The 16,786-nt window shown below is 41.2% G+C and carries 13 protein-coding genes; 3 read left to right on the top strand and 10 right to left on the bottom strand.

Features of this window, described 5'->3' with window-relative positions; genetic code table 11:
* Positions 1 to 4 precede the first annotated feature (4 nt).
* From FZ945_RS00970 to abc-f, 8 genes are all read right to left on the bottom strand, one after another.
* Positions 5 to 1,117, bottom strand: a complete 1,113-nt coding sequence (locus FZ945_RS00970) for a hypothetical protein (protein WP_148801845.1) — start codon at positions 1,115 to 1,117, stop codon at positions 5 to 7.
* A 3-nt stretch (positions 1,118 to 1,120) separates the two neighbouring features.
* Complete coding sequence (locus FZ945_RS00965; protein ID WP_148801843.1) at positions 1,121 to 2,494, bottom strand: sodium-dependent transporter; 1,374 nt, start codon at positions 2,492 to 2,494, stop codon at positions 1,121 to 1,123.
* A 160-nt stretch (positions 2,495 to 2,654) separates the two neighbouring features.
* Positions 2,655 to 3,098: a hypothetical protein gene (locus FZ945_RS00960; RefSeq protein WP_148801841.1), complete on the bottom strand. Its 444-nt coding sequence runs from the start codon at positions 3,096 to 3,098 to the stop codon at positions 2,655 to 2,657.
* 396 nt (positions 3,099 to 3,494) lie between these two features.
* Positions 3,495 to 5,435, bottom strand: a complete 1,941-nt coding sequence (locus tag FZ945_RS00955) for a BCCT family transporter (RefSeq protein ID WP_148801839.1) — start codon at positions 5,433 to 5,435, stop codon at positions 3,495 to 3,497.
* 125 nt (positions 5,436 to 5,560) lie between these two features.
* Positions 5,561 to 7,006 carry a DKNYY domain-containing protein gene (locus tag FZ945_RS00950; protein ID WP_148801837.1) on the bottom strand — a complete coding sequence of 482 codons (1,446 nt, stop codon included), beginning with the start codon at positions 7,004 to 7,006 and terminating at the stop codon, positions 5,561 to 5,563.
* Positions 7,006 to 8,517, bottom strand: coding sequence for a DKNYY domain-containing protein (locus tag FZ945_RS00945; RefSeq protein ID WP_148801835.1), 1,512 nt, complete (start codon positions 8,515 to 8,517; stop codon positions 7,006 to 7,008). The genes FZ945_RS00950 and FZ945_RS00945 overlap by 1 nt, the downstream gene beginning before the upstream one ends.
* Before the next feature lie 75 nt (positions 8,518 to 8,592).
* The gene (locus FZ945_RS00940) at positions 8,593 to 8,952 is read right to left on the bottom strand and encodes a hypothetical protein (protein ID WP_187424138.1); all 360 of its coding nucleotides are present in this window, start codon (positions 8,950 to 8,952) and stop codon (positions 8,593 to 8,595) included.
* A gap of 76 nt (positions 8,953 to 9,028) precedes the next feature.
* Positions 9,029 to 10,960 (bottom strand): ribosomal protection-like ABC-F family protein, encoded by a 1,932-nt coding sequence (gene abc-f, locus FZ945_RS00935; RefSeq protein ID WP_148801831.1) that lies wholly within the window; start codon positions 10,958 to 10,960, stop codon positions 9,029 to 9,031.
* Positions 10,961 to 11,056: 96 nt separating this feature from the next.
* Here abc-f and FZ945_RS00930 point away from each other — a divergent pair, with 96 nt between their 5' ends.
* From FZ945_RS00930 to FZ945_RS00920, 3 genes are all read left to right on the top strand, one after another.
* Positions 11,057 to 12,376, top strand: coding sequence for an MATE family efflux transporter (locus FZ945_RS00930; protein ID WP_148801829.1), 1,320 nt, complete (start codon positions 11,057 to 11,059; stop codon positions 12,374 to 12,376).
* Positions 12,352 to 13,014, top strand: a complete 663-nt coding sequence (locus tag FZ945_RS00925; protein WP_187424137.1) for a M48 family metallopeptidase — start codon at positions 12,352 to 12,354, stop codon at positions 13,012 to 13,014. Before FZ945_RS00930 ends, FZ945_RS00925 begins: the two co-directional genes overlap by 25 nt.
* A 70-nt stretch (positions 13,015 to 13,084) precedes the next feature.
* The gene (locus FZ945_RS00920; RefSeq protein ID WP_148801827.1) at positions 13,085 to 13,570 is read left to right on the top strand and encodes a tetratricopeptide repeat protein; all 486 of its coding nucleotides are present in this window, start codon (positions 13,085 to 13,087) and stop codon (positions 13,568 to 13,570) included.
* 94 nt (positions 13,571 to 13,664) lie between these two features.
* Here the strand turns inward: FZ945_RS00920 and FZ945_RS00915 are convergent, their stop codons facing one another.
* Together FZ945_RS00915 and FZ945_RS00910 are read right to left on the bottom strand one after the other, a co-directional pair.
* A complete protein-coding gene (locus tag FZ945_RS00915; RefSeq protein WP_148801825.1) occupies positions 13,665 to 15,731 on the bottom strand; it encodes a TRAP transporter permease in 2,067 nt (688 codons plus the stop codon).
* A gap of 87 nt (positions 15,732 to 15,818) precedes the next feature.
* Positions 15,819 to 16,760: a TAXI family TRAP transporter solute-binding subunit gene (locus FZ945_RS00910; protein ID WP_148801823.1), complete on the bottom strand. Its 942-nt coding sequence runs from the start codon at positions 16,758 to 16,760 to the stop codon at positions 15,819 to 15,821.
* Positions 16,761 to 16,786 lie beyond the last annotated feature (26 nt).

The raw sequence follows: 16,786 nt of genomic DNA, 5'->3' as shown, positions 1-16,786 counted from the left end.
TCCCTTAAATTTCATAAAGACTAAAGCAGCCATAGTCCGTTCTAACTGCAAGCTTGCCATCTATAAATTTAGCCTCGCAGCTTTTCACAACGTGATCTAGCCTAAATTCCGCCATTACATCGCCACTTTTTAGATCGATAGCGTAGGCTCTACTTTGATCTACCACTACAAGCTTGCCAGCCTCCACGCAAAACTCGCTCGCTCTTAGGTACTCATCCTTTATCCAAGGCTGCTTTGTCACCTTTGCACTCTTGATATCAAGGCAAAATAGCTTGTTTTCAAGATACTGCCTAAGCAAAAGCGTCTTTTCGTCCAAAAAGTAAATTTTATCAAGCACGCCAAATTCTGCTCTTAGCTCGCTTAAAATTTCGCCATTTTTTGCATTTAAAATTTGCAGCTCATTTTCTTTGGTGCAAAGTGCAAGCATGCTAGCATCCGCACTAAGAGCCGCGCAAAGTATCGGCACGTGGTTTTTTGTAGCACATTTATACTCGCCAAACTTAGAAATTTTACCCTCGCAAAAGGTAAAAATCTGCCCAAACATACCAAAGACGGCTACATCATTTGAAGCGCAGATAAAACTCGCTATCTCACTACTTTTCTTAACATTTTGCTCGGCTAAAATTTTACTAAATTTAGCCTCTTTTGGCTCAAAAATGTAAATTTCATGATCAAGGTCTAAAAGTAAATTTTCGCCTGCGCGCTCGGTATGCCACGCAAGCGGCTTTGGCAAGTCGATCTGCTCTTTTATAGTGCCGATTTTATCAAGTCTCACCAAAAGATCGCTAGGCTTGCCGCCATCTTTTTGACCGCCACTTTTATAAACATAAATTTCATCTCTTAAGCCTGCAAACGAGAGCGCCCCAGTGTATCCGCCACCGATATAAACGTACAGGCTAGCTTCACCGGCTTTTGCCTCGCTATCTTGCAATATAAAGCCCTTTTTTAGGCTCTCCCACTCCTTTTTGATGCAGGCTTTTTTAGCCTCATCATTGCTTGCAAATTCTTTTTTACTCTGCTTTGTTTTGCCACCTTTTTGGCTCACACTCACTAAAGCATTACCCTCTACGCCAAGTCTTAGGCGCTCACCACTATCAAAATTTACAAGCTCACGCATTTTTCACTTCAAAAAGTTGTCGTAAAAACTACTGATAAATAGCACCAAAATGACAAAAGGCACGATAAATTTGATATAGAAAAACCAAATATTTATAAGCTTTGCGTATTTTTCGCTGCCTTGCAAGATCTCTTTTTTCGCTTCATCTTTTAGCACCCAGCCCACAAATATCGCACATCCAAGTGATGTCAGCACGAAAAATATCGTTGCACTTATCGCGTCGTATGCATCAAAGATATTTTTACCAAAAATACTCACATGGCTTAGTAAATTTGTAGCCATAAGTGAGGGCAAATTCCCAAGCACAAAGATGACGCTAAGCACTAAAAATATCGCTTTTTTGCGTTTTATCTTAAATTTCTCTTGCAGTGTGGTAATGATCACTTCATATATCGGTAGCGACGTCGTAAGCGCAGCGATCATAAGAAGCGCGAAAAACGCAACCGCGAAAAATCCGCCAAAAGGCATGTGCGAAAAGACGATAGGAAGCGACTTGAAAACTAGGCTAGGACCGCTATCTGGCGAGACGCCGTAGCTAAAGAGCGACGGAAATATCATAAAGCCAGCAAGCACGGCTATGACGGTGTTTAAGATGCCTGTAATGATAGAAATTTTAACTAAGCCTTCGTCTTTTTTCACAAAGCTTGAGAGCGTTATCATCACGCCAAATCCAAGCGAAAGCGCAAAGAAAACCTGTCCTAAAACCTCGACAAAAAGCTTTAAGTTTATCTTTGAAAAATCAGGCGTTAAGTAAAATTTCACACCGCTCATCGCACCCCCAAGCGTGATGTTTTTAGCGATCATTACTAGCATCAAGATAAAAAGCAGTGGCATTAGATATTTTGCTGAGCGCTCGATGCCGCCAACTGCGCCTTGCACCAAGATAGCGTAATTAACCAGAACAAAAACAAGAGTCGCAAAGCTGATGGCTAGCGGGTTGCTAACGATATTTTGCTCATAAAATGCGCTAGTTTGCTCAAAGCTCACGATGTGCGAGAGATCAAGCAGGCAAAATGAAATTTGAGCGATATAGTTTAAAACCCAGCCTCCGATAACCATATAATAAGCCATAATGCCAAATGCGCCAACAAGCCCCATCCAGCCGACTATCTGCCACTTTTTGCTGATCTTTTTGCCATTTATCGTGCCACCAAATGCATCAACGGCATTGCACTTTAGTCGCCTGCCGATGGCGTTTTCAACCAAAATCATAGGAATACCAATGACTATCATCGCTATGCAAAACACGAGAACATAGGCCCCGCCACCGTTTTGACCGACCAAGTAAGGAAACCGCCACGTCGCGCCAAAGCCGACCGTAGCCCCTGCAACAGCTAAAATATATGTAAGTCTTGAACTCCACGATTTTCTATCCATCTATCTACCTTTGTGAAAAATAGGGATTATATAAAAAAATTGATTAAATTTTGCTAGCGACAGGCGATACTTGCGTGTAAATTTGGCTTTTTTGATAAATTTTAGGACTTTTATGGACGGAATTTATTTTTACTTTTGTGGGTAAATTTATTCAAAAAGCCTATTTATCTAAAACACCAAATTCCACATACCCCTCCATCGCAATGAGCAATATCCAACCCTCTTTGGGACTGCAAAAATAGTGATGTTGCGCGATATTTTCAACCATAAATTTTAAAAAATCATAAAAATAATCAGGCGTAAATTTAAGCTCTGCGCTTGTCAGGCCATCGCCGACGTAGCCTATCTCGCTGCTTAAAATTTTGCTTTGGATACTTGGATATGAGCTTAGAAAATTTTTAATATCAGCAAAATTTTCATAATCAGCCGTTTTATAATCTTTTAAATTTTGCAAAAGAGGTTTTGAGCCGACAAAGGTAAAATTTCGCTCTATAAAATTTGCTACATCATCGCTTTTACGCCATTTTTGACCCAAATTTGACAAAAAAGAAAGCATCTCATCATCGGCTGAAGTAAAATTTGAAACTGAATTTTTCTCGCTCATTTGCCTCCTTTTTGTAAAGTCGCTACGCCTTTGTAAAAGAGGGATTATATAAAATTTATGGTGGTTTTATAATTTTACGTGGCAGTTAGCTAGCAAATTTTAAAATTCCATGAACGAGTAATTTCGGCTCTAAAATTTGAACTAAGCTATAAGCGAAGTCAAATTTTAGTAGTCAATTCTTAGAGGTGAATGGAATTTTAAAATTTGAAAAGAAAGCTTGATTAAATTTATAGATTTCTTTTTATCCAAAAGGGAGACAAGGGGACTCAAGTTACGAAGCCGTCCCCTTATCCCCCTTTTTAAATCCCCCAAACCCCTCGCACGTTAGAGGTGGCATGCGATAGTGCTAGCGCACTGCATGCGTTTTGTTGAAAATCAATCAAATTTCACTCAAATTTACTCTCTTACAACATGCAAGAACTGCATGTGTTTGCGGTATTGTTCGATGACGTCGTTTATCAGCGTAGCTTCGCTCCAGCCAAGCACGTCGTAGTCCTGACCGCCCTCTTTTAGATAGACCTCAGCCCTATAGTAAAGATCGTCGCCGTCAAGCTCCCTCGTATAGTCTGGGCTCTGGCTCTTGGTGAGATAGACGCCATATCTAAAGTCCATCTCGTCGCCAAGTCCGACATTTAAATTTACAAAATTTTCGCCATTTGTGACCTTTGCTTCAAGGCCGTTTTTGGCAAATTCCTCTTTTAGCTCGTTAAAAGCTTTTAGCACGACTTCGTTTAAAAATTTCTTGCCATCTTTTTTGCCTGGCAGCGTGATGATCGCACTTAGACGTTCTTGCCACGGCTTTGAAAGATCACTAATAGGCATGTTGTTAAAGTTATTTGTCTCTTTTTTGGTTATATCCACACGTAACGCCTTAAATAGCCCGTAAGTAGCGCCAAGTAGCACTATGGCAAATGGTAGCGCGGTCGTGATCGTAAGTGCTTGAAGTGAGGCAAGACCGCCTGCTAGCATCAAAAATGCCGCCACGACGCCAACTGTAACGCCCCAAAAGACCTTTTGCCAAACTGGTGTATCGTCCTTGCCGTTTGAGCAAAGCATGTTCATAACAAGCGCCGCAGAGTCGGCAGAAGTCACGAAAAATATGACGATCATAAAGACCGCAATCGTGCTTAGCAAGCCTGAGAAGCTAAATTTTTCTAAAAACATAAAAAGTGCTGAGGCTGAGTCGGAATTTACCGTGGTCGCTAGCTCGCTAAAGCCACTTTGAACAAGCGCAATCGCCGAGTTACCAAAAAAGCTCATCCAAGCAAAAGTAAAGCCAGTTGGCACGAGAAGCACGCCTATGACAAATTCTCTGATCGTTCTGCCTTTTGAAATTTTAGCTATAAAAAGCCCCACAAACGGCGACCAAGATAGCCACCAAGCCCAGTATAGCAGCGTCCAACCGCCAAGCCAGCTCTCGTTTTGCCTCTCATAGGCGTAGAGGTTAAAAGTGTTTGAGATGAGCGTAGAGATGTAGTCGCCGCTGTTTTGCACAAACGACTTTAGAAGCTGCGTCGTATCGCCCAAAAATAGTATCAAAAACATAAAACATATAGCTAGCGCAATATTTGAGTTTGATAAGATCTTGATGCCCTTATCCACGCCGCTTGCCGCTGAGATGGTAGCTGCAAAACAAAGCACTATTAGAAGCGTGATGTGCATGGTTGGCAGGCCAAAAACGTGCGTAAGGCCAGCATTTACCTGAAGCACGCCGTATCCTAGCGATGTCGCCACGCCAAAAAGGGTCGCTACGACGGCAAATGTATCGATGGCACTACCTATCTTGCCGTAAATTTTATCTCCGATGATCGGATAAAATGCCGATCTAAGCGTTAGTGGCAAGCCGTGTCTATACGAGAAAAAGGCTAGAATTAGCGCTACGATAGCATAAACTGACCATGCGCTCATGCCCCAGTGAAAAAATGTGATATTCAACGCAAGCTTTTGCGCTGCGATAGTTTGCGCGTTGCCAACTGGTGGGTTTAGATAGTGCATGAGCGGCTCAGCCACACCAAAAAATACTAGCCCGATGCCCATGCCAGCGGCAAATAGCATAGAAAACCACGAGATATTTTTGTGCTCTGGCTTTACATGGTCAGCTCCTAGCTTGATCTCACCGAGCTTACTAAAGCCAAGGATAATGACGCTTAGCAGTATGACGGCAACGACTAGGATATAAAACCAGCCAAATTTGGCCGCGATGTAGTTTTGCATACCCTTAAAAAACTCATTTGAGAAATTTGGAAATATCGCTGCAAATGCCGCTATTAAAAATATGATAACAAGCGATGGGATAAATACTGAATTATTAAATTTTGACCTTTGAAATTTAAACATTTTTCTCCTTTTTATAAATTTCAGTTTTGTCTTAAAATAACAAAAAAGAGTAAATAGGTCAAATTTTCTCTTTAAATTTTTATGAAATTTTAAGCTTTAACCACCAAAAATAGCCACTTTGAAATTTATCTCAAGTCTCTTTCATCTCTCTTTGGTTTTGCAAGAGTTGTTAGCACTATGACGAAAAAAGCGATGCCAAATGTGATATACAAGATGATCTTTGGCGAGTCAAACTCTATCCTAGATCTAGCGACCTCTTCGCCGCTTGCCTCCACTAGCTCGCCGCGCTTTATCATCTCGCTGATATCTTTTGCGCTAAGCTCTTTAGACGGCCTTGTTAAAATTTCTATGACGCTAAGATCTGCCACCTCATAAACGCTATGTCTAATGCCATAAAATGGCTTTATACTGCTAAAAAAATAGACCTTATCGCCGTTTGCATAGACCGCGCCATACTCGCCATCTTTTACCAGTCCTATCTCACGCCAAGATGAGCTTGGGGTAAATTTATATAAAGAGACAGTTTGTGCCACTAAATGCCTGCCGTGCTTTGAGCGCTGCCACTCTTCGCCTTGCTGTAAAAAATAGGCTGAAATTTCATCTACAAAAACGTCAGCATAGAGCCTTTTTAGCTCGCCTTTTAGCTGGTAGTCTGAAATTTTAGCCTGTTCGTTTTTACTGCCATCCCAAAAGTAAATTCCATCTTTGCTGGCAAAAAGAGGCCAAAAAGAGTGCACGTTATCCACGCTATAAATGGCACTATAAGGCATATTTTGAGCGTTAAATTTATGCTCATTTGCAAACACCGCCCCACTTTTTGGCTCAAAAAGATATTCTATGTCGTGCTTAGCATCGTAGCATATCCGGCGCGTCTCATCTGAGTAGCCAGCATCGAGCCTATAAAAGCCCATAAACAAGCTTTTGCCATCTGTGTAATATCCGCTAGCAGCGCCGTTTTCTGTCGTGATGTATCTTAGCTCACTAGGATCTGCGTCAAGCTTTTCGCCCTTGTAGTAAAGCGTGGCTCCGTCTCTTGCAAAGCCAGCGTCAAAGATAGGCTCCAAATTTGTGCTTTCGACCCTTTTTGTCCTGTAAAAATAAGGGCTATCATCGTAGCTTTTTATAAAAACGTGAACAAGGTTTTTCATAATGGCACTAAATTCGCTAAATCCTGGCTCTTTCTCGCTTCTAGTAGCGCAATAATAGCTTATCTTGCCATCACTTAGATAGCCATTGCCAAGCACTTTGGTGCTGTTTGGATCAATACCTGGTAAAATTTCTCTAGCGCAATAGACATGATTTTTATCAGCTGCTACGTTTGAGTAGTCGTATGCGTGTTTTAGCTTTAAGACCCTAAAACTAGCCTCATCGACGCCTTTTAGCTCATACTTGCCGCTGCCTGAAATTTGAACGTAAATTTTACCCTCTGGCGAGCGGTAAAACTCGCTATTATCAATGTTTGCAAAGCTTCTTTGATACTCGCCCTCATGCCATAGATAAAGCATCGCCAAAACATAAAATAGCGTCAAGGTGACTAAAAAATAAACAAATCTAATAGTAATTTTTCTCATTATCTATAGTCATCCACCCTTTTTTTAAGCTCGCTTTTTTGCTTTTTGTTTTTAAAAATAGCGCCAACTACCGAGAGCACAAATGCGATGGCTAAAAATATCCAGTAGGCATATTTTTGCGAGTAATCATCAAAGTCGCTTATCGCATCGATCACCACCTCGCCCTCAGCTGGCACCATAGCGCCTTGATCTACCATTTTTACTATCTCATCAAGTTTTAAATTCTCAACATTTGAGTCATAAGGACGAGTGAGGATTTCAACCACGCCAAGGTCGTTTATATCATAAACGCTGCTGTTAAAACGCCAGCCGTAGCCGACATTATCAAAATAATATGTCTTATCGCCGTTTGCATAGACCGCTCCGTAGCCATCGTTTCTTACAAAGCCGATCTTTCGCCACTGTTCTTTTGTATCAAGCCTAACGATACAAGTGTGGCGTGAGCTTAGGCTGTGGTTCTGTTTTGTGTTGTGCCAAATTTCATAGGTTTTTAAAAAATATGTCTTGCCATCGCTTATCACCACGTCGCCATATAGCGGCGTTATCTCGCCTTTAAACGGATCATCGCCGTCTCTTACAAACTCGCCCTCATCTATGCTGTTATACCACTGCCACTTTCGCTCCCAGTGATAGATCCCGCCTTTACCGCGAAAAAGAGCGTGATAGGAGTGCTCGTCTTTTAGGTTAAAAAGTGGCTCGTATGGGGCAAATTTTGGGTCAAATTCATGGTCGTTTGCATAGACCATTCCAGAATTTGGCTCATAAAGATAGTGAATGCGCCATATCTCGCCGATATCACGCATTTGCGGGCTAAATTTGATCCTTAGCTTTGTGCTGTCATAATAGACATTTTCCCCATCAGTCGTAAAATGTATGCTCTTTCTGCCAGATGCCTGCTCGATGTAGCGCATTTTGCTGGCATTTGCGCCCTCTAGCTCTTTGCCCTCATGATAGACCTTCACGCCGTCACTTGCGTAGCCAAAGCCCAAGATCGCTGCTAAATTTACGTTATCAACCTGTCTAAATTTATAGATATGAGTTTGTGCTTTTGGGGTTTTAAACATTTTATGTGAGAGGATATCCCAAAACTCTTTAAGTGCGGATATTTCGAGGTTTGTCTCGCTTTCGCTATCGCAAAAGTATGTGATCTTGCCATCGCCAAAGTAGCCATTGCCAAGCGGTCTAACGCCATTTGGATCAAGCCCACTCATCACGAGGTTACCGCAATATACCGCCTTATCGCTAGCGCCAACATTTCTGTTGTCGTATTTGCCGGTGTCAATGTATCTAAATTTACTGGCTTTCACGCCTATTAACTCAAATTTACCGCCACTTGGCACCAAGGCATAGACCTTGTCATCTTTGACGTAAAAATAGCTATTATTTAACTCTTTACTATCACCAATGTCGTCATCTAAAACAGAAACTAACCCAAAGACAAAAAAGTAGGTAGCAAAAAATATCACAACAATGGCGATTATTACTGAGATTAGCGGATGTTTTTTTAGCATTTTAGCCTCGTTTCAAACAAATTTAGCGACCTCATCATGGCGCAAAAACCTTTCATAAATTTAAATTTCAAAGTTCTATCCAAATATAAAATATCTAAATATCAAAAACTGATAATATACTACTCTAACTACTGTATTTAATAGCCAAACAGCACATAACGCTAAAATAGCTCCAATAATACTAAAATTCTTTAAAACCCCATAATAAATCACCATCAATAAAAAAAGAGAAAAATATAAAAACATAATCATATAAAATAAATTTTTCAACCTTTCATATAAGTCCGAATTTTCTCTATTTGTCGCGATTAGCCTAATGCTCTCTATCTTATTTAAAAACCCAACCCTCTTATATTTTATCTTGACTAGATCGCCTACTTCATATTTTTCTATCTCTGGTGAAAACACCCCGCTAAATCTCTCTTTACCTATCAAAAGGCTCATGCTTGTGGCTAAATTTTGCCTAACAACTCTCGTATTTAGCGCACTTATCCTACCGATCTTTTTCAAGCTACTCTAGCTCCTCGGCGATCTCAAGCACTTCAAAATACTCATTTTCTAGGTTTTCAAGCTGGGCTTTTGCACTTTCAAGCTCTTCATAAAGCTTGGTTAGCCCCACTTCTTGATAAATTTTAGGATCACTAAGCCCCTCGTTTAGCTCAGCCACTCTTGCTTCAAGGGTTGAAATTTTATCTGGATATGTGTTTAAAATTTGCGTTTGTTTGTAGCTTAGCTTTGCGCCAGATTTACTCTTTTGTTTGGCTTCATTTTGGCTATTTGTTAGCTCTTTTTCAAATTTATCAAGCTCTTTCATCTCATCTTCAAGCTCCAAATAGACGCTATACTCTTCATGCAAGACATTTATCTTTGTCCCCTCAAACGCCCAGAGCTTATTTGCCATCTTATCGACAAAATATCTATCGTGGCTTACTAGCAAGATAGCCCCCTCAAAGCTTTGCAAGTAGTCTTCTAGGATGTTGATAGTTGCGATATCAAGGTCATTTGTCGGCTCGTCAAGCACCAGCACATCGTAAGTTTTGGTAAAAAGCATCGCAAGTGCGACGCGGTTTTTCTCGCCGCCACTTAAAACGCCTATCTTTTTATCTAAAAATTCCTTTGGAAAGAGGAAATTTTTAAGATAGCCATAAACGTGCATATTTCGCCCACGAACCAGCACGTGATCGCCGCCATTTGGGCAAAATGTCTCTATAAGGCTCTTGTCATCATCAAGGACATTTCTAGCTTGATCAAAGTAGCCGATGCTCACCTCGCCTCTTTTTATCTCGCCGCTACTTGACTTTTCAAGCCCTAGCAAAATTTTAAGCAGCGTGCTTTTGCCGCTGCCGTTACGCCCCACAATGGCGATCCTCTCGCCCTGCAAGACCCTTGCGTCAAATTTCTCAAAAAGCACCTTGCCGTCTATACTTTTACTTAAATTTTTAAACTCAAAGAGCATTTTTTTGCGGTTTTGGCTCTGCGTTTGGTTGAAATTTTTGCTCGCACGCTCTAGCTCAAGCCTCACTCGCCTTATCACGCCTGGGTTTTTCTTAGCCTCCTCGCGCATGGCTAGCACCCGCTCTTTTCTGCCCTCATTTCGCTTTAGCCTAGCTTTTACTCCGCGCCTTAGCCACTCCTCTTCAGCCTTTAGCTGTTTTAGCAGCGTCTCATGCGACTTTGCAAGGCTTGCTAAAATCTCCTCTTTTTTGGTTAGATAGTTTGCATATCCGCCCTCGAAATTTTTTAAGCTTGCATCCTCGACCTCAACGCACCTAGTTGCCAGAGCATCGATAAAATACCTATCGTGGCTTATAAAAACTATGCTTTGATTTGAGCTTTTCAGCATATCTTCAAGAAATTTGACCATATAGACATCAAGGTGGTTTGTAGGCTCATCAAGCAGCAGCACATCTGGCTTTTTAAGGATGAGAGCGCCCAGTGCCACGCGGCGTATCTCGCCACCGCTTAGCGAGCAAATGGGTCTGTTTTCATGCTCTTTTAGCTTAAATTCTTGCAAAATTCGCTCGATCTTGTGCTCGATATTCCAGCCGTCTTTTGCATCTATAAATTTTAAAAGCCTCTCCTGCTCTTTTAAAATTTCTTTGTTTTCAGGCTCGTTTGCTAGCAAGACGCCACTTTTTTCATACTCGCTTATCGCGTCAAATATCTCTTTTAGCTCGTTATTTAGCGCATCTCTTACGCTAAAAGTGGCGTTAAAATTTGGATTTTGCGCTAGCATCTCGACGCTTATTAAGCTCTGCACTATGCGTCTGCCGCTATCAGCTGCCACCTCGCCAGAGATGATCTTCATAAGCGTGCTCTTGCCGCTGCCGTTTTTACCGATGATCGCTATCTTTTCATTTTCATTTACGCTAAGACTTACGCTGTTTAAAATTTCATTTGCGCCAAATTTTTTACTTACGTCTATTAGGTCGATTAATGCCATTTTTCTCTCAAATTTTAAATTTTTTGGATTATATCAAAAGGGAGCTAAAACATAATTTGGCTATAATCGCCCCAAAATTTAAAAAGGGAGAAATTTATGAATCTTTCTATGAAAAAACTGGTCGTCCCTATATTTTTAGATATGTTTTTGCACTTTATAACGCTCATCATAAACACCTACATGGTGACAAAAGTGAGTGTGCATCTAGTTGGCGCCATGGGTGCGGGCAATCAAGTGATGGATCTTTTTATGACCATTTTTAACTTTTTAAGCATGGGCTGCTCAGTCGTCGTCGCACAAGCTCTTGGAGCAAAGCAAAATGAGCTAGCTTCAAACGTCATACACGCAAGCATCACGTCAAATACGATCTTTGGCATCTTCTCAGCCATCATCATCTACGTCTTTGGCTACAACATCTTAAATTTACTAAACGTTCCAAACGATCTCATAAACGATAGCTTCTCATACCTTCACATCCTTGGCTTTGCCCTGCTATTTGATGGCATCGGCATGGTGCTAGCTGCGGTGCTTCGCGTCTATAACCTAGCAACTGCTGTAATGCTAACTTCAGTTTTAATGAACATCATCACCATTTTTGGCAACGCCATCGCTCTTTTTGGTTGGTTTGACCTGCCAAATTTAGGCCTTCAAGGTGTTGCTATCTCGACATTTGTAGGTAGGCTTATTGGCGTTTTTGTCCTACTTTATATGCTCATACGCGTGGCAAAAGTTAAAATTTATCTTAGCAAACTGCTTGTCGTGCCGTTTGGAATTTTAAAGAAAATACTCTCAGTTGGCTTGCCAAGCGCGGGCGAAAATTTACTCTGGATGGCGCAATACATGGTCGCATTTGGCTTTATCGCGAGCATGGGCGAGGCAACTCTTAGCGTGCAGACTATCTACTTTCAGATAACTCTTCTCATCTTGCTTTGCGGCGCAAGTATCAGCGTGGCAAACGAGGTCATCGTGGGGCATTTAGTGGGAGCAAGCGAGTTTAACGAGGCTTACACAAGGACTTTTAAAGCCTTATGGCTTGGAATTTCTATCACGCTCATCGTCGTTTTGATCGCCTACGCCTTAAAGTATAAGATCATGAACGCACTAAATTTAGATGAGAACTTGCGCAAGATAATGCTACCGCTCTTTACGCTCTCGATCGTGCTAGAGGCTGGCAGAACCTTTAACATCGTCATCGTAAATGCTCTTCGCGCAAGTGGCGACGCGAAATTCCCACTTGCAACTGGGCTTATCTTTATGTGGGGGCTTTCGCTACCGCTTGGATATTTCTTAGGCATACACCTTGGCTGGGGCATTGTTGGCGTTTGGATAGGATTTTGCGCTGATGAGTGGCTAAGAGGCCTTGCAAATACCTGGCGCTGGAGAAGCAAAAAATGGCAAGAAAAACGCCTAGTTTGAGGCAAAAGAGCCTAAATTTAGACTTTTATGGTCTAAGCGTTTTAGTAAATTTTAAAACAAACGTAAAGGCTATGCGATTAAGAGTTGGCAAGGACGCTAAGATCACGCTCTCTATGCCATTTTACAGCACGCAAAAGATGGCTCTTAGCTTTCTTGAGACACATAAAATTTGGCTTGAAAATTCCTATAAAAAAGCTCTTTTAAATTTGCCAAAAGATGATGAGATGAAATTTCTTGGGCAAATTTATAAGATCAAATTTGATGAGAGCGCAAAGGTGCCATTTTTTGAAGATAAATTTATAATAACGCCAAATTTAAAGGCGCTTGAGCGCTTTAAAAAAGCAAGAGCAAAAGAGCTATTTTTAGAGCTTGTAAGCTACTATCAACCTCATATCAATAAGCCAGTTAGTCGCATCGTCATAAGAGATAGCAAAACTCGCTGGGGCAGCTGCAACCACAAAAAAGGCTATATAAACTTAAGCCTAAGGCTTATAGAAAAACCACTCTCAGCCGTGCGATATGTCGTGCTTCACGAGCTTACTCACCTACTCTATCCGCATCATCAAAGCAGTTTTTATAAATTTATAGAAGCCATCATGCCTGATTACAAAGAGCAAGAGCAAATTTTAAAATCGTAATTATTTTTTATCAAGTAAGTGTAAATTTAATATGTTAAAATTACATATTACTTTACAAAAGGAAAATTTAATGAAAAAAATGATTTTTATCTCGCTTCTTACAGCTTGCGCTCTAGCAGGCGACTTTGAAGATGGCTTGAAAGCTTATGCTGACTCAAATTTCACTGAGGCTTTGTCTAAATTTGAAGCAGGTTGCGCGGCAAATGACGCAAGATCATGCGTAATAGCAGGTGCGATATACCAGGTTGGCAAAACTGACGTGCCAGATAGCAACAAAGCGTTAGATTTTTACAACAAAGCTTGCCAAGGTGGTGAAAAAGAGGGTTGCTCAGCAGCCGGTGGAATTTATCTAGATAACGATCCACAAAAGGCAAGAGAGCTTTTTAACAAAGCTTGCGAGCAAAATGACGGCTACTCTTGTGGCATGATAGGCTCGATACTAATAGAAGCTAAGAAATTTAAAGAGGCTTACACATTTTTAGAAAAAGGTTGCAAGCTAAATGATAAGATGTCTTGCGAGTTTGCAGGCGATCTAAAACGCTCAAAACTACTTTGATCTTTAGGCTTTAAAAGCCTAAATTCTCACTTTTTACAAAATCACTAGAAATAAATAAATTTAAAAGTTTAGGCAAGAGAGCTCTTGCCTAATGTTAAATCGCTCTTATTTGATCAAGCGGTTTATCTTTTATGCCCCACTGAGTCATAAAGACAAAGCCATAAAGAACAGCTGCCACGATGTAGGCTGTGTATTCGTTTGGCATCAGACCAAATTTCACGCAGATATTTGGCACAAGAGCTAGGGGCACGACTGGTATAAGTAGCAACCTCTCCCAAATCCTAAGCTTTGTGACGTAGTAGCCTTGCAGCAAGCTAGAAAAGGCAAACATTCCCACGATCGCCATGCCAAAGACGAGTAAAATTTCAAGCGGATTGCTCATCCAGACTATCCCTTTTGAATCAAGCGGATCGCCAGTATTTATGCTCTCAATAAGCATAAGTTTGTTGTTAAAGAAAAAGGCAAATGGCAAGATCGCTGTTCTTAGATCGTAAAAAAATCCTTGCACGCCAACGGTTATTGGATTTGCCTTGGCAATGCCCGCTGCTGCGTAGGCTGCGATACCAACTGGCGGCGTATCATCAGCTAAAATTCCAAAGTAAAAGACAAAAAGATGCACGGCGATGGCTGGGATTAAGAAGCCATTTTTGTGCGCTAAAAACAAGATAACTGGCGCAACAAGGCTTGAGACGACGATGTAGTTTGCTGTCGTTGGAAGACCCATGCCAAGGATGAGCGACATAAGAGCTGTGAGAAGCAGGATCATCATGATATTATCGCCCGCTAGAAGCTCGACTAGATCAGAAAGTACTTGACCAAGGCCAGTTAGCGAGATAGAGCCCACAATGATGCCTGCAAGTGCAGTTGCGATGGCTATTGTAGTCATGCTCTTTGCAGCTGCGACCATCGCCCAAAATATATCCTCAAAGCCAAGAAGCACATCGTTTAGCCCCACTTTTTCGCCTGAAGCAAGCTTTTTAGTTGGCTCTTGAAAGATCATTATCAAAAATAAAAATCCAATAGCATTAAAAGCTGCGGCTATGGCTGACTCTTTTGCGATTAAAAGCGTATAAAGCAGGATCAAAATAGGCGTTATATAGTGAAGGCCACTTACAAAAATTTTAAATCTTGAGTGAAATTCGCTCTGATTTATGCCCTTTAGTCCAAGCTTGACGCTCTCTAAATGCACGATAAAAAATAGTGACAAATAACAAGCAAATGCTGGGATAACCGCTGCCATCATGACATTTGTATATGTCATACCCAAAAACTCAGCGATGATAAAAGCAGCCGCACCCATGATCGGAGGCATGAGCTGTCCATTTACACCAGCTGCAACCTCGATAGCTCCAGCTTTTGTGCGTGAAAGTCCAGCCTTTTTCATAAGCGGTATGGTAAATGTACCAACGGTTACGACGTTTGCTGTGGAGCTTCCTGAAACCATGCCAGTTAAGCCACTTGCGATGACTGAAGCCTTAGCTGGGCCACCTCTATATTTGCCAAGAAGTGAGAAGGCTAAATTTATGAAGTATTGTCCAGCGCCTGCTCGCTCTAACAATGAACCAAAAAGAACAAAAAGGTAGATAAAACTAACACTAACACCGATAGGCACGCCAAAGACGCCCTCAGTCGTTAAAAACATGTGTCCTGCGATCTTTTCAAAGCTAGCGCCTTGGTGAGCGATGATGTCTGGCATATAAGGGCCAAAGTGATCATATATCAAAAATAATATACAAATGATAGGAAGCGCTGGTCCCATGACACGCCTGCCAGCCTCAAGCAAGACAATGATCGCTAAAAACGATATGACGATATCTTGAGTGATGTAGTCCCCTGTCCTATCAGCTAGCTCGTAAAAATAGACCGCTGGATAAAGCACGGCAACAACGCCTACCACGCAAAAAACTAGGTCGTAAAACGGCAAACTTGAGTGAGCCTTTTTATGAAAAGTGACTGGATAGAGCAAAAATACAAGCCCAACCGCAAAAGCTAGGTGAATTGAGCGTGAAATGTTAGTGTTTAGTGGGAAATACGCTATATAAAGCTGAAAAACTGACCAAGAGAAACACGCAAATGCGATGAAATAGTTGTAAAAATTGCTATTTATCTCTCTTGTCTTTACCTCGACAAATTGTTCTTCGTTGTCATTAACTTCGTTCATCTTTCTCCTTTAAAATTTAAATATATAAATTTAGAAGAAATTTGCATATTTAAATTTTATCCAGAGGCAAAAGCCCCTGGAAATGGATTATTTTAAGATGCCAGCCTCTTTAAATGCAGCCTCTGCAGCTGGGTGAAGCGGAGCTGAAAGACCTTGAACAAGATCTTCTTTATTTACTGATTTTAGCGCTGGGTGAAGAGTTTTATACTCATCAAAGTTATCTAAGATAGCTTTTATCACAGCTTTTACAGCCTCATCTTTTGTATCTTTGCTAGTTACTAAAACAGCTTTTACACCAATAGTATTTACATCGTGATCGACGCCATCATATGAGCCTTTTGGGATCACACCTTTTGCAAAGTATGGCTTCTCTGCAAGAAGTTTATCGATCTCACTGCCTTCGATGTTTAGGATATCAATAGGCAAAGATGTCGCAGCATCAGTGATGTTTGCAGTTGGGTGACCAACGACAAAGCTATATCCGTCTATCTTTTTATCTTTTAGTGCGTGTGGGCATTCGCCAACTGTTAAAACGCCGCGGTATCCTAGTTTTGAAACGTCAAAGCCTTTTGCTTTAAAGACTTCAAGTGTGCTCACTTCGTTGCCACTACCTGGGTTGCCTACGTTGTATTTTTTGCCTGCAAATGAAGAGAGATCGCTTGTAAGACCACTATCTTTTGCCACGACAAATGCAAGAAGCTCAGGATAGATAGCCACTACTGAGCGTAAATTTTCATCTTTTGCTCCGTCAAATTTGCCGGTGCCGTTATATTTATCATAGACGACGTCGCTTTGAACAAAGCCAAATGTAAGCTCTTTTTTAAGGACGTTATTTACGTTATAAACTGAGCCGCCAGTTGATTGAACAGAACATTTTACATCGGTGTTTTTGTTTGCCAAACGGCAGATCGCTCCACCTATCGGATAGTATGTACCTGTCATGCCGCCAGTGCCGATACTGATAAATTCTTTTGCTGAAAGTGTTGTTGCCAAAAGCAATCCAGCAAGTGCCAAAGAAGTAGTTTTCATCTAAAATCCTTTCAAAAAATTTAAGG

Origin of the sequence: Campylobacter concisus (assembly GCF_902460535.1) — a bacterium.
In the GTDB taxonomy this organism is placed as follows: Bacteria; Campylobacterota; Campylobacteria; order Campylobacterales; family Campylobacteraceae; genus Campylobacter_A; species Campylobacter_A concisus_AS.
This window is presented reverse-complemented; position numbering and strand designations above follow the sequence as displayed.